Origin of the sequence: Rhizobium bangladeshense, assembly GCF_001662075.1 — a bacterium.
Classification (GTDB): domain Bacteria; phylum Pseudomonadota; class Alphaproteobacteria; order Rhizobiales; family Rhizobiaceae; genus Rhizobium; species Rhizobium bangladeshense_B.
Genome location: NZ_LYPL01000012.1, coordinates 77,886 through 91,641, shown reverse-complemented (window position 1 = coordinate 91,641; position 13,756 = coordinate 77,886). Strand labels below are relative to the sequence as shown.

11 protein-coding genes are annotated in these 13,756 nt (G+C 61.3%); 9 read left to right on the top strand and 2 right to left on the bottom strand.

The window, feature by feature from the left end; translation table 11 throughout:
- Window positions 1–69 precede the first annotated feature (69 nt).
- Window positions 70–774: a GntR family transcriptional regulator gene (locus A7X77_RS22315; RefSeq protein ID WP_064685020.1), complete on the top strand. Its 705-nt coding sequence runs from the start codon at window positions 70–72 to the stop codon at window positions 772–774.
- A gap of 208 nt (window positions 775–982) precedes the next feature.
- Entirely contained in the window at window positions 983–1,876 is an 894-nt protein-coding gene (locus tag A7X77_RS22310) for a class I SAM-dependent methyltransferase (RefSeq protein ID WP_064685151.1), read from the top strand.
- Between the two features lie 264 nt (window positions 1,877–2,140).
- Here A7X77_RS22310 and A7X77_RS22305 read toward each other — a convergent pair whose 3' ends face one another.
- Together A7X77_RS22305 and A7X77_RS22300 are read right to left on the bottom strand one after the other, a co-directional pair.
- Window positions 2,141–3,496 carry an alpha-L-fucosidase gene (locus A7X77_RS22305; RefSeq protein WP_064685019.1) on the bottom strand — a complete coding sequence of 452 codons (1,356 nt, stop codon included), beginning with the start codon at window positions 3,494–3,496 and terminating at the stop codon, window positions 2,141–2,143.
- A 27-nt stretch (window positions 3,497–3,523) separates the two neighbouring features.
- Window positions 3,524–4,531: a LacI family DNA-binding transcriptional regulator gene (locus A7X77_RS22300; RefSeq protein WP_082928851.1), complete on the bottom strand. Its 1,008-nt coding sequence runs from the start codon at window positions 4,529–4,531 to the stop codon at window positions 3,524–3,526.
- 192 nt (window positions 4,532–4,723) lie between these two features.
- Here A7X77_RS22300 and A7X77_RS22295 point away from each other — a divergent pair, with 192 nt between their 5' ends.
- From A7X77_RS22295 to A7X77_RS22265, 7 genes are all read left to right on the top strand, one after another.
- On the top strand, window positions 4,724–6,649 hold the full coding sequence (locus tag A7X77_RS22295; protein WP_064685018.1) for an ABC transporter substrate-binding protein: 1,926 nt from the start codon (window positions 4,724–4,726) through the stop codon (window positions 6,647–6,649).
- A 104-nt stretch (window positions 6,650–6,753) separates the two neighbouring features.
- Window positions 6,754–7,740 (top strand): ABC transporter permease, encoded by a 987-nt coding sequence (locus A7X77_RS22290; protein WP_064685017.1) that lies wholly within the window; start codon window positions 6,754–6,756, stop codon window positions 7,738–7,740.
- 12 nt (window positions 7,741–7,752) lie between these two features.
- The gene (locus A7X77_RS22285) at window positions 7,753–8,886 is read left to right on the top strand and encodes an ABC transporter permease (RefSeq protein ID WP_064685016.1); all 1,134 of its coding nucleotides are present in this window, start codon (window positions 7,753–7,755) and stop codon (window positions 8,884–8,886) included.
- A complete protein-coding gene (locus A7X77_RS22280) occupies window positions 8,861–9,925 on the top strand; it encodes an ABC transporter ATP-binding protein (RefSeq protein WP_197486878.1) in 1,065 nt (354 codons plus the stop codon). Before A7X77_RS22285 ends, A7X77_RS22280 begins: the two co-directional genes overlap by 26 nt.
- The gene (locus A7X77_RS22275) at window positions 9,925–10,983 is read left to right on the top strand and encodes an ABC transporter ATP-binding protein (protein WP_197486877.1); all 1,059 of its coding nucleotides are present in this window, start codon (window positions 9,925–9,927) and stop codon (window positions 10,981–10,983) included. Before A7X77_RS22280 ends, A7X77_RS22275 begins: the two co-directional genes overlap by 1 nt.
- Complete coding sequence (locus tag A7X77_RS22270) at window positions 10,983–11,816, top strand: 5-deoxy-glucuronate isomerase (protein ID WP_064685013.1); 834 nt, start codon at window positions 10,983–10,985, stop codon at window positions 11,814–11,816. Before A7X77_RS22275 ends, A7X77_RS22270 begins: the two co-directional genes overlap by 1 nt.
- A gap of 67 nt (window positions 11,817–11,883) precedes the next feature.
- On the top strand, window positions 11,884–13,749 hold the full coding sequence (locus tag A7X77_RS22265) for a GH39 family glycosyl hydrolase (RefSeq protein ID WP_064685012.1): 1,866 nt from the start codon (window positions 11,884–11,886) through the stop codon (window positions 13,747–13,749).
- Window positions 13,750–13,756 lie beyond the last annotated feature (7 nt).

Here is a 13,756-nt window from a genome sequence, read left to right as displayed (position 1 = left end):
GGATTTATCAGGACCGTTGCAGAAACCGGCCGAAACGCAATACAAGGCTTTAGGACAGAGGCGGGACATATGCAGAGTGACACGGAAAATGTGCGGGTGCGCGGCTCCGGCACGCAAAGCGTCTATGTGACGTTGCGCCGGGAAATCCTCTCCATGGCGCTGGAGCCCGGCAGCCCGCTCGATGAGGTCCGACTGTCGGAGCGTTTCGGGATGTCCCGGACGCCCATTCGCGAGGCGCTGCTGCGGCTTGCCGCCGACGGCCTCGTCACGACCTTGCCGAACAGGAACACGATCGTCGCGCCGATCGATTTTGCAAGCCTGCCCACCTATTTCGAAGCGCTGACGCTGATGTACCGCGTCACGACGCGCGGGGCGGCCGAGAGGCGGAACGGCGAGGTCATGAAGAGCATCCGCCGGCATCAGAAGGATTTTGCCGATGCCGTCGCCGCGCGCGATGCCTATGCGATGATCGAGGCGAATCGCGAATTTCACGTGGCGATCGCCGAGCTTGCCGGCAATGCCTATTACACGGCCTTCTTTTCCAAGCTGCTCGACGAAGGCCGGCGCATCCTTCGTCTCTATTATTCGACCTTCGACGACCGCCTGCCGCGCCAATATGTCGATGAACACGAGGAAATCATCGCCGCGATCGAGGCTGGCGATGCCGAGCGGGCCGACCAGTTGGCCATCGCCCACGCCGGCCAGATCGTCCGCCAGATCCAGGACTATCTCGCCCGCAACCTCGACCGGCCGATGGCGATCGGCTTGTCCTGAAGCGGCTGGCGGGCGGCGACAATCCGTTTGAACACCTGGTGGATCGAATGCGAGGCGCAGCATAGGAATGGCGCAAGCGGCCAGCGGCGTACTTTTGAAGAGCTCACAGCGAAAAGCGTCGCTCGTTTGCAAAGCCTTTTGCCTCTCTCGGTAAACTGAGTTAAGTCGAATTTTCGTTCACGTACTATTGAAGATTTGGAGCATGCGGGTGTCTACGAAGCAGCGCATCATATCAGCGGCCAAAGCGGTCCTGCCAAAGCCCGTGGTTGAGGGGATCAAAAGCCGTAGAGGACCTAGCCGTAAGAACCTGGTTGCATGGGATGGAACGAAAGTTCAGTCCGATGCGGAGCGGTTCCTATCCTCGCGGATGGTTGCGGATCAGATTGAGGGAATGCTCTCCCCATTTTCGATGGCCGCAATGGATAGTTTGCTATCACTTCAAGCATCAAATCCCGAAATCTCAGGGGACATTGTTGAATTTGGGACCTATAAGGGGCGCTCCGCTGCGATCTTAGCGCCGCGGGTCAGGCCATCAGAAAAGTTTGTTCTGGTTGATGTGGCCAATTACCTGGAAGTGGAAAAAATACGGGCGATAAATCCCGGCATGGAATTTGTTCTGTGCAGGTCGGAGGAGTTTCGCTCGCGCTACCCGGACTATAAGAAGCTCCGGAAGAATTGCCGGCTTATTCATGTCGATTCTAGCCATGCATATAGAACCACATTTGAAGAAATCAAAATGTGCAATGAACTATTGTCGCCAGGTGGCATTGCTGTTTTTGATGATTACACAAATCTGAATTACTCTCAGGTTCTCCCGGCAATATATAAATATATTTACACAGCAAATCCAGATTTGGCTGTATTTATGGTGACGGATATTAAAGCCTACGTGTGCAGGAAAAAGTATTTGAATTATTATTTATCTTTTGTTCTGCAAGGTGCAGTGCCGTCGATGGTGGCGCGCGGCATTGGAGATGCGATGATATCGCGGACCGACTGGGACAAGGAATACCGCGCCATCTATTTGCGCACGCGCAGTCCCAGCGAAACAGGTCCTCATTACGGCGAAGAAATTTACGGAAGACTCTACGAAGGCCCCTGAGCCTATAAACGGAGGCTCCATTTCAATTGGAATCGGACTAAAGCCTAAGATGGCGACGTCTTCCGTGAAGAGTGTTCGAGCACGGAACCAGACGGGGTCATGCCGCCCCGAATGAACCGACATCCGGCCTGGTATTGTAAGGGCTGCACTCGCGCGCCGCTTTTTAACAGGCGCAGACAGTTCCGACGTATTGCTACCCGCAAGATAACCCCCGAATTCTTCAAAGCATCTCTCTCGTTGGTAGCAGCAGAAATTTGGCTGCCCCTATTTTGTCAACAGCGGCTGATCTTGAAAGACAGCCGCACCCCCTGCCTTGAGCTTGACCTCGATGACGGGCACGACGACCTTGGGGCGGCGCACTGGCAACACGAATGTCAGTTCGTCTTCGCCCACGGGGAACTGGGTGTTCGTCCACAGCGTATTGGCCGACGGGCGCAGCCAGGTCACCTCGCTGGCGTCATGCAGGAATTGCGCATATTCGATCTTGCCCGCCAGCGCATCGAAATGCAGGTGCTTATAGGGCCAGTTGAACAGGTGGATGTAGAGGCGGTCGCCATTCTGGGTGAGGCGGCAGTCGGGGGGAGCGGTGAAGTCGGACTGGGTGCAGCCGACGACGCTGCGCTCGTGCAGCGCCATCCATTCCTCATAGGCGGCAAGGGCTGATAGTGCGCGGTGATCGAGTGTGCCGCGCGCCGTCGGGCCGACATTCATCAGCAGGTTGCCGCCGATCGCAACAGTGCCGATCAGCATCTGCACCAGCTGCTCCGTGCTTTTCCAGGTGTCCTCGTCGCGATGATAGCCCCAGGAGCCGCTGAGCGTCTGGCAGGCTTCCCAGACGACGCGCCTGCCGTCGCGTTTCGGCCAGGCGCGCGGCATATATTGCTCCGGCGTCACGATGTCGGGCTGCAGGCCGGCGAGATCGAGGCGGTTGTTGATGATGATGTCGGGGGCAAGCTCGCGCACCAGGCGCACGAGTTTCTCGCTTTCCCAATCCCGATGACCCTTGCCAACCAAGTCTCCGAGCTTCCACTGCGGGTAGCTGAAGTCGAACCATAGGATGTCGATCCGGCCGAACTCGGTCAGCAACTCGCGTACCTGCTCGCGCATGAAGGCGGCATAACGCTGCATGTCCCGGCCTTCGTTCATATCAAGCGCATCGGGATGATTGCGCTGCGGGTGGCGCGGATCGACGGTGAAATCGGGATGATGCCAGTCGATCAGAGAATAGTAGAAGCCGATCCTCAGACCCTCGGCGCGGAAGGCGTCGACGAAGGGGCGCAGCAGATCCTTGCCATATGGCGTGTTCGTCACCTTGAAGTCGGTGGCCTTGGTATCCCAGAGGCAAAAACCTTCATGGTGCTTGGTCGTCAGCACCACATATTTCATGCCCGCGGCCTTGGCGCGTCTGGCCCATTCGCGGGGGTCGTAGAGATCGGGGTCGAAATGATCGAAATATTTCTGATAATCGGCGTCGTTCAGCTCTTCGCGGCTTTTGACCCATTCATGGCGCGCCGGCAGGGCATAGAGACCCCAATGCACGAACATGCCGAACCGGTCGTGAACGAACCAGGCCTTCTTTTCCTCGGCCAAGGCCAGTGACTGCAGATTGCCGGCATCCATGGGATATTCCTCCTGTTGATCGTCGGATCATGTCGTTTCGCGGACGATGAGTTCGGGCACGATGACGATGCCGTGCTGACGATTTTTGGTGGCGATGCGGCTGAGAAGCAGGCGCACGGCTTCCTCGCCCATTTCCCGCTTCTGCACGCGCAGCGTCGTGAGCGCCGGAGACAACAGCTCGGCTGCCGGAATGTCGTCGAAACCGACCAGGGCGATCTGCTCGGGGATCGAAATGCCGGCCGCCCGGCAGGCCTTCATGGCGCCGATCGCATTGAGATCGTTGTAGCAGATGAGGGCATCGATCCCGGGTGCCTCCGCTAGTAATTGCGCCGCCGCCGTCTGCCCGCCGGCAGCCGTGGGATCACAGTAGACGATGCCGTGCGCCTTCAGCCCATGGGCTGCCAGCGTCTTGCGGAAGCCAACGAGACGGCTCTTGCCGCCGAAGGAGCTGCGCGGCCCGGCAATGATCGCGATTTTGTGGCGGCCGCGTTCGACCAGGTGGTCGATGGCCCGCGAGGCTCCAGTCTCGTAGTCCGTGACGATCGTTCCGGCGACTTCGGGGGGAGCCTCGCGGTTGATGAGCACAACGGCGCGGTGGTGGGCGAGCGCCTTGTGCAGGGCAGCGTCGGGAAGACGCGCGCTGCAGACGATGATCCCGTCGACCCGATGCCTGAGGAGCGCCTCGATGAGTTCCTCTTCCCGTTTGCTGTTTTCGACGACATTGGACAAAAGCAGATTGTAGCCGGCCGCACTCGCCGCATCCTCGGCGCCCCGGATGACCTCGGGAAAAAACGGATTGGTGATGTCGGGAACGAGAAGGCCGATGGTCTTCGACCGGTCGGACCGCAATCCGCGCGCAAAAGGATTGGGGCGGTAATTGAGTTCGTTCGCGGCCGAAAGAATGCGCTGCGTGGTCTCGGCACTCGCTCCGCCCTGGTCGTTCAGCACGCGCGACACCGTCATCGGCGACACGCCGGCGGCACGGGCAACATCAGCGATGGTTATCTTGGATTCCAGGTCTTTGGGACGGCTCAATGGGTTGTCTCTGAGAAGGGCGGGAAATTTACGATAACGATAACTAACATAATTTCCTGAAAAGCCAAGGCTGCCTCGACCTGTCATGTGTCACCGAGAATCTCTTTGACAAAGAATTACGGTAACGATAACGTTGGGAAATGGGGAGAATACGTTAACGATAACCTAGGACGACATTATCGGGAGGAGAGAATGCAGCACGCCAGAATTCTACGACGGCAGGTCGTTTCGACCGTTGCCGCGGCCATCCTCATCGGTGCCGGCTGGGCCGGCACCGCGCTCGGCTTTCAGGAGGCGCCGGAACTCAAGGCGCTCGTCGATGCCGGCAAGCTGCCGCCGGTGGAAAAACGGCTGCCCAAGGAGCCGCTGGTGCTGACGCCGCTTGAATCGGTCGGCACCTATGGCGGCACCTGGCGCACGGCCACCTTCGGCGGCGGCGACAGCGAGATCGAGCGTTCGATCGGCTATACTAGGCTGGTCCGCTGGAATCCGGAATGGACCGAGGTGATCCCCGACATCGCCAAGAGCGTCGAGGTCAATGCGAACGCCACCGAATATACCTTCACCCTGCGCGAAGGAACACGCTGGTCCGATGGCGAGCCCTTCACGGCCGACGATCTGGTCTGGTGGAACGAGAACGTGCTGCGCAACACCAAGATCACGCCGGCAGCACCGGACTGGCTGACGGCCGGCGGAGAGCCGGTCAAGGTCGAAAAGCTCGCCGACGACAAGATCGTCTTCAAATTTACAGCACCGAACGGCCTGTTCCTGATGAATATGGCGACAGTGCGCGGCTCCGATATCCTGGCGGCGGCACCGGCGCATTACCTCAAACAGTTCCACAAGGATTTCAATCCCGATGGCATCGACGCCCTGGTGAAGGCGGCCGGCGCGACCGACTGGGTCCAGCTCTTCAACAACAAGATCGGATTCCCCGGCCGCTGGCGCGATCTCGGCCGTCCGACCCTCGATGCCTGGGTGCTGACTGCGCCCTATAATGGCACGACCCAGGTCGTCGCCGAGCGCAACCCTTATTATGCCAAGGTGGATACATCAGGAAACCAGCTGCCCTACTTCGACCGCATCACCATCGACGTGATGCAGGATACGCAGGCGATCATCCTGAAGGCGATCAGCGGCGAAATCGATATGCAGAACCGCTTCATCGAGACGACGGACGCCCGCACGGTGATTGTGCAGAACCAGCAGAAGGGCGGCTACGGCCTATTCATCGCCCGGCCGGCATGGTCGAACGCCCTGCTGATTACGCTCAACCAAACCCATAAGAACCCGGCCTTGCGCGCTGTCTTCTCCAACAAGGATTTCCGCATCGGCCTCAGCTACGCCATCAATCGCGAGGAGCTCAATCAGCTCATCTATGCCGGGCAGGCCAAGCCTTATCAGGCAGCACCCCGCGAAGGCACGGCGCTCTACGACGAGAAGATGGCGACGCAATATCTGGAATATAACGTCGACCTCGCCAATCAATATCTCGACAAGGCCGGCCTGACCAAGAAAGATGGCGAAGGCTATCGCCTCGGTCAGGACGGCAAGCGCATCACCTTCGCGATCGATGCGCTGACCGGAAGCCCGATCCAGGTCGACGCCCTCGAACTGATCCAGCGCTACTGGCGGGCTGTCGGCATCGACATGCAACCGCGCCCGGCAGAACGCTCGCTGATCTTCTCCCGCCTGCAGAACAACGACAATGACGGCCTGGGATGGGTCGGCGGCGGGGGTTATGACTTCCTCGGCCTGCTCGATCCCAAATGGTATTTCCCGCACGAATATGAATCGAGCTTCGCCACCGCTTGGGGCCTCTACTACCAGAATCCCAAGGATCCGAACGCTGAGGAACCGAGCCCAGCCGCCAAGAAACAGATGGATTTCTACCGGCAGGTGCAAGAAGCGCCGACGCTCGAAAAGCAGCTTGAAGCGATGAAAGAGCTGCTGGTGATCACCCGGGACGAGTTCTACGTCATCGGCACCAATCTCGAGCCGGATCGCGTCGGCATCGTCAAGACCAATATGCATAACGTTCCGGAGGTCATTCCCAGCACGTCCTTCTACATGACGCCGGGACCGGCAAAGCCTGAGACCTTCTACTACCAGCAATAAAAAAGACATCCGATCGGCGGAATGGCGTCCGTGGCGCCATTCCGGCAGCAGCCCCGCCCCATCACCCAGACCGAGCGGCGATCGCCGGTTGAAGGAGCTTGAATATGGCCGGCTTCATCATCAGACGTCTGCTTTACATGATCCCGATGATGTTCGCGATCTCCGTCGTGACCTTCATCATCATCCAGCTGCCGCCGGGCGATTTCCTGACCGCGATGACCGCGCGTCTTGCCTCGCAGAACGAGACCGTCGATCCCGGCGTCATCGCCGGCCTGCGCGAGCGCTATGGCCTCGATCAGCCCTGGACGGTCCAATATTGGAAATGGATCAGCGGTATCCTCCTGCATGGCGATTTCGGCCAGTCCCTCGATTGGAACAAGCCGGTCAGCGAATTGATCTGGGCACGCATGGGTCTGACCATGGTGGTCTCGGTCACCACGCTGCTCTTCGTCTGGGCGGTGGCCTTTCCGATCGGCATCTATTCGGCCGTGCGGCAATATTCGGTCGGCGATTACTTCGCCACCTTCTTCGGCTTTCTCGGCCTTGCCATCCCGAATTTCCTGCTGGCGCTGGTGTTGATGTTCGTCTCGGCGCAGTATTTCGGCCAAAGCGTCGGCGGGCTGTTTTCGCCCCTCTATATCAATGCTGCCTGGAGCTGGGCCAAGCTCGGCGATCTCATTTCGCATATGTGGATCCCGGTCGTCGTGCTCGGCACCGGTGCGACGGCGGCGCTGATCCGCATCATGCGCGCCAACCTGCTCGACGAGCTCAACAAGCCCTATGTCGACATGGCGCGTGCCCGGGGCCTGAGCGAAATCCGGCTGCTGCTGAAATATCCGGTGCGGGTGGCGCTCAACCCCTTCGTCTCCACAGTCGGCTGGGTGCTGCCGCACCTCGTCTCGGGTTCGGTGGTGGTCTCCATCGTCCTCAGCCTGCCGATCACCGGACCGCTACTTCTCAACGCCCTGTTTGCCCAGGACATGTATCTGGCCGGCACCTTCATCCTGCTGATGAGCATGCTGACGCTGATCGGTACGCTGATCTCAGACCTGCTGCTCGCCTGGCTCGATCCACGCATTCGCAATGGCTGAGGAGCGATACCAATGACCGATCAAGCCATCGCACTGATACCTGAACGTGTTCGCAATTCGGATGCGGTCGCAGGCCAGTGGAAACTCATCTGGCGCCGCTTCCGCCGCCACCGGCTGGCGCTTGGGGCCGGCGTCGTCATCCTGCTGATTTACCTGGTCGCCCTCTTTGCCGAGGTTATCGCTCCGGTTTCATCGCAGACCTACGATTCCCGCTACACTTATGCGCCGCCCCAGCGGCTCAAAGTCGCCGGCTACGACGCGGCGGGCCAGTTTCATCCGCTCTATGTCAACGGCTATTCGATGAAGGTCGATCCGATCGCGCTCAGCCGCAATTATGTGCCCGATCCGGCCGTCCTCATTCCCATCGGCTTCTTCGTCAAAGGCGAGCCCTATCGGTTCTGGGGACTGTTCGATTTCGATCGTCACCTGATCGGCCCGATCGAGGCGGGCAAACCCTTCTACCTGTTCGGCGCCGACCGGTTGGGGCGCGACGTCTTCAGCCGAACGGTGCATGGCACGCGCGTTTCAATGTCCGTCGGACTGATCGGCGTGGCGATCAGCCTTGTCCTCGGCATCATCCTCGGGGGCATTTCCGGTCTTTACGGCAGCTGGGTCGACGATGTCATCCAGCGCTCGATCGAACTCATCAACTCGATCCCGACCATCCCGCTGTGGATGGGCCTTGCGGCTGCCGTTCCCATCAGCGCCGATCCGATCCTGGTCTATCTCTGGATCACGATCATCCTGTCGCTGATCGGCTGGACCGACCTGGCACGTGTGGTGCGCGGCCGTTTCCTGTCGCTCAAAACGGAGGATTTCGTCATCGCCGCCCATCTCGATGGCTGCTCCAGGATGCGCATCATCTGGCGGCACATGGTCCCGTCCTTCATGAGCCACATCATCGCCTCGGTCACACTCGCCATCCCGACGATGATCCTTGCCGAAACCGCACTTTCCTTCCTCGGCATCGGCCTGCGGCCGCCGGTGGTCAGCTGGGGCGTGCTGCTGCAGGAGGCGCAGAACATTCTCGCGGTCACGAGCGCACCCTGGCTGTTTCTTCCGGGCCTGGCGGTGATCGTCACCGTGCTCGCCCTCAATTTCCTTGGTGATGGATTACGCGATGCTGCAGATCCCTATGAATACTGACGCCAATTTCGCCACGGCCGGCAGCCGGCAGGGGGATCGCGACCCGCTGATCGAGGTCGACGAGCTCAGGACCCACTTCTTCGGAGGCGCTGGCACGGTGCGGGCGGTCGACGGCGTCTCCTTTTCGATCCCGCGCGGCAGGACGGTCTGCGTCGTCGGCGAATCCGGGTCGGGCAAGAGTATCACCGGCCGCTCGATCCTCAACCAGGTTCCGCGCGGCGGGCGGATCATCTCGGGCGCGATCCGCTACCGACCCGATCCGGCAGCCCCCGCGATCGATCTCGCGGCGCTCGACCCGCGCGGCCGCGATATGCGGGCGATCCGCGGTGCCCAGATCGGGCTGATCAGCCAGGAGCCGATGGCCGCTCTTTCACCCGTCCATACGATCGGCAACCAGATGATGGAGGTGATCCGCCTGCATCTGAAAATGGGAAAGAAAGAAGCGCGCGAGCATGCGATCGAGACGCTGGCTCTGGTCGGCATTCCCCGGCCGGCCGAACGGATGGAAAGCTATGCGTTCCAGTTTTCCGGCGGCATGCGCCAGCGCGTCTGCATAGCGCTGGCGCTCGCCTGCCGTCCGAAACTGCTGATCGCCGACGAGCCGACCACGGCGCTCGATGTGACCACCCAGGCCAATATCCTTGATCTCCTCGCCTCGCTGCAGGCCGAATTCGGGCTCTCGGTACTGTTCGTCACTCATGATCTCGGCGTGGTGGCCGAAATCGCCGACGAGGTCGTTGTCATGTATGTCGGCCGAGTGGTGGAAGCGGGTGACGTCGACACGATCTTCCATGCGCCCGTTCATCCCTACACCAAGGCCCTGCTGCACTCGGTGCCGCGCATGCACGGGCAGCCGACCGAACGGCTCGCGACCATAGAGGGCATGGTGCCCTCGCGTTTCGACCGGCCCGAAGGCTGCAGCTTTCATCCCCGATGCAGGCAGGCGAGGACGGGGCTGTGCGATCAGAAAGACCCCGAGTCCGTCGTCATCGGTGACGGGCACGTCGCCAGCTGCCTGCTTTACGAGGGAAGACAATGATGGCCGATCCCATGACGCAGCCAAGCCCGCTGCTCGAACTGAACGAGCTCAGGATGCATTTCCCCATCCGCAAGGGCGCGTTCCGACGGGTCGTCGGCCACGTCAAGGCGGTCGATGGCGTCTCGCTTCGCGTCGATGACGGCGAGACGCTCGGCATTGTCGGCGAATCCGGCTGTGGCAAGTCGACGCTCGCCCGCACCGTGCTGCGCATCTACCAGCCGACCAGCGGCGAGATCCGCTATCGCAATCGCAGCGGCGGCACGGTCGATCTCGCGGCCCTCTCCGGACCTGCCCTCGATGAAATCCACCGTGACCTGCGTATCGTGTTCCAGGATCCGCAATCCTCGCTCAATCCGCGTCTTCCCGTCATCGACATTATCGGCGAGGTATTGAGCGTCAACGGCATCGCCGAGGGCCGGGAACTCGAGCACCGGGTCGCCGAGCTGATGCAGAGTGTCGGTCTGCGGCCCGAATATATGCGCCGCTACCCGCATGCCTTTTCGGGCGGCGAACGCCAGCGCATCGGGATCGCCCGGGCGCTGGCGTCCAACCCGCGCCTTGTCATCGCCGATGAGGCGGTCTCGGCGCTCGATGTCAGCGTGCAGGCCCAGACCATTAACCTGTTGCAGGATCTGCAGGAACAGTTCGGCTTGACCTATCTCTTCGTCGCCCACGACCTCTCGGTCGTTCGGCACATCTCGGACCATATCGCCGTCATGTATGTCGGCCGCGTCGTCGAAAAGGCGCCGACGGAGCAGATCTTTTCGCGCCCGCGCCATCCCTATACCGAAGCGCTGCTTTCGGCCGTGCCGATCGCCGATCCTAGACTGCGCCGCCACGGCAAGCGCATCCGGCTGGCGGGCGAGGTCGCCGACCCCGCTCATCCGCCTCCCGGCTGCGCATTTCATCCGCGCTGCCGCTACGCAACCGAGCTTTGCAGGCAGGAGGTGCCGGCCCTGCGCGCCGTGACGGCCGATGGGCACGCGGCCGCCTGTCACTACGCCGAATCCCTGTCGCTCAATCCCTTTGCCGACCGTATCGTTCCGGAGTTCAATTGATGCCCGAATTCATTCCACGCTCCGAACAGCGTCCCATTGTGGATACCTCCTCCAGGACGCTCGATCTCATCTACTTCGATCTCCTCGCGCTTCCGTTGGATGGCCGGGAGACGCGGCGGCTGCCCTTGCACGAAAGCCTCTACGTCGTGCTGTCGGGGCAGGTGGATATCGAGGTGGATGACGTCAGCTTCGGGGCGGTGGGCCGGCGAGCCGATATCTGGGAAGGCGATGCGGACTCGGTTTACGCGCCCGTCAACGCCAACGTCCGGGTATCGGCTCGTGGCGGCCCAGCCGAAGTCGCGATTGCCGGCGGCATCTGCGACAGGCGCTACACCCCGTTCCGCGTCACGCCCGAGGAGGTCGATGCGGTCAATGTCGGCTCGCCCGATACCCACAGCCAGCGGCGGATCGTCCACCTGCTCGGCCAGCGGCAGAACGGGCGCTGCGGCAATCTGCTGGTGAGTGAGCTCTATGCCGGCGAGGGCTGCTGGTCGGGCTATCCTCCCCACAAGCACGATACGGAAGATGGCGACGCCGAGACCTTGCACGAGGAACTTTATCACTACCGTTTCCAGCCGGAGACCGGCTTCGGCAGCCAGATCACCTATGACGACGACGGTCCGGTTAAGATCCTGATGACCCGCAATGGTGACACTGTCCTCGTCGATCGCGGTTATCACCCGACCGTCACCTCGCCCGGCCACCGGGGCTACATCTTCACCATCCTGGTCGGCAAACATCGCCGCGGGCTGATCCAGCGCTTCGATCCCGCCCATCAGCATCTGACCAAAACCATCCCCGGCATCGATGCGATGCGCGAAAAGTTCAAATAATCAGGCCATTGGCCGCCTGTGCCGGCTCAGTCGGCACTGCCAGATTTCCGCCAAGGAGAGACGATCCATGCGTGAACGTACGCGAATAAACGTTGATGCCGGCCAGGCCGTTCGCCCGTTCAACCGGTTCTGGCGCGGCACCGGTTTTTCACCTGCAGAGCTGCTGCTCGAACCCGAGATGCGCCAGATGCTCGCCTATATCGGCGGCCTGCCGAACGAAGGCATCCGATATCTGCGCGTCCATTATCTCTACAATCTGCTGCGCTCGACTGGCGGCGCGGCTTATGAATGGTCGCTGCTCGACCGGGCGCTCGACGTGATGATCGAACACCGCCTGAAGCCGTTCTTCGAGCTGATGGGCAATCCCTCGGGCCTCTTCACCGACTATGAGGACATGGATCAGGTCAGGCGCTGGCGAGATCTGGTGACGGCGACGGTGGATCGCTACGGCGCACGCTACGGCATGGACGAATTGCGCACATGGTACTTCGAAACAACGAACGAGGCCGATTCCGGCTGGTGGACCTATGGCATCAATGGCTACACCAACTATTACGACGCCTGCGTCGCTGGGCTCGATGCGGTCGATCCCAGCCTGCCGATGGGTGGCCCCGGCACCGCCCGCACGCTCTCGCCGATCTTTCGCGCCCTGATGGCCCATTGCGACAGCGGCACGAGCTGCCTGACCGGCGGCGGCCCGCCGCGCCTCGATTACATCTCGATCCACGAGAAGGGCGTCAACGGCAGCAAGGACGACCTGACCCCGAAAACCCATGCCATTGTCGACCGCACGCTGCTCGTCGTCGATTATCTCAAGGAGCACCATCCGCGCCTTGCCGGCCTGCCGATCGTCAATGACGAATGCGACCCGCAGCTCGGCTGGAGCGATCATCACAGCTGGCACGGCAAGGCCTATTATGCCGGCATCATTGCCCGCATCATCGAACAGCATGACCGGCGCATCATCGCCCCGAAAGCGGCGAATTTCACCTTCCTCAGCAATGACCACGCTTTTATCGGCGGCTGGAGCCAGCGCACGATCTTTGCCTATTTCGGTTCGCGCAATTTCACCAAGGCGCAATGGGAGCATAAGACCGATCTGGATCGGCTGGTGACCGACATCGACACGGCGCCACCCTTCGACATCATCAAAAAGCCCGGTCTCACGTCGATGGAGTTGCTGGCGACGCTCGGCGACACCGTCTGCAAGGTGACGGCCGAGCCGCCGCTGACCCCCGACCAGGATGGATTGGCGATCCTGCCGACGCAGCTGCCGGGCGGCGGCGTCTCGATCAGCCTTATTCATAGCGTCGATGCCATCAACCGTTCGGGCCGGACTGCCGTGCGCCTGGAGGTCGGCGGGCTTGCTCTAGGCCGACACGCGCTGTGCCTGCTGCGCATCGACGAGGAATTCACCAATCCGATGGAAGTCTGGGAGGCCCAACGGGACGAAAGCAATCCGCGCGGACCCTTCGAGCCGGTCGGCGCGCCGCCCGAACCTGATGGAGCGCAGTTTGCCGCACTGCGCCGCGCCCAGGAACCGGCTTTGCTGCACCCGATCAGTGTCGTCGAATGCGACGAGGGGCGGATCAGCGTCGATCTTGATGTACCCTTGCCGTCGCTGACGCAGGTGCTCGTCGTCCCCGACACCGGCGCGCGGCCGGCCGCACCCACCGGCCTTACCGTCGAACGCTACCGTGGTCTTGGCGGCCGGGAGGAGCGCATGCTGTTCTGGGCGGCCGGCGATAGCAGCCCCGCCATCTTCTACGATGTCCTCGTCAGCAAGGATGGCGAGACCTTTGAAAAGGTCAGCCCCGCGCCGCTGATCTCGACGGCATTCCTGCACATGTCCTCGCTGGCGGGTGCGCAATACGCGGTGCGCGCCCGGGATGCATTCGGCCGCCACAGCGAGCTCTGCATTTCCCGTCGGTGAGCAAGGA

What these genes read in the sequence shown, in the direction of transcription:
- A7X77_RS22295 (WP_064685018.1), top strand. Translation starts at nt 4,724, where the DNA reads ATGCAGCACGCCAGAATTCTACGACGGCAGGTCGTTTCGACCGTTGCC.
- A7X77_RS22280 (WP_197486878.1), top strand. Translation starts at nt 8,861, where the DNA reads ATGCTGCAGATCCCTATGAATACTGACGCCAATTTCGCCACGGCCGGC.
- A7X77_RS22275 (WP_197486877.1), top strand. Translation starts at nt 9,925, where the DNA reads ATGGCCGATCCCATGACGCAGCCAAGCCCGCTGCTCGAACTGAACGAG.
- A7X77_RS22265 (WP_064685012.1), top strand. Translation starts at nt 11,884, where the DNA reads ATGCGTGAACGTACGCGAATAAACGTTGATGCCGGCCAGGCCGTTCGC.
- A7X77_RS22305 (WP_064685019.1), bottom strand. Translation starts at nt 3,496, where the DNA reads ATGGATGCCGGCAATCTGCAGTCACTGGCCTTGGCCGAGGAAAAGAAG.
- A7X77_RS22270 (WP_064685013.1), top strand. Translation starts at nt 10,983, where the DNA reads ATGCCCGAATTCATTCCACGCTCCGAACAGCGTCCCATTGTGGATACC.
- A7X77_RS22315 (WP_064685020.1), top strand. Translation starts at nt 70, where the DNA reads ATGCAGAGTGACACGGAAAATGTGCGGGTGCGCGGCTCCGGCACGCAA.
- A7X77_RS22290 (WP_064685017.1), top strand. Translation starts at nt 6,754, where the DNA reads ATGGCCGGCTTCATCATCAGACGTCTGCTTTACATGATCCCGATGATG.
- A7X77_RS22285 (WP_064685016.1), top strand. Translation starts at nt 7,753, where the DNA reads ATGACCGATCAAGCCATCGCACTGATACCTGAACGTGTTCGCAATTCG.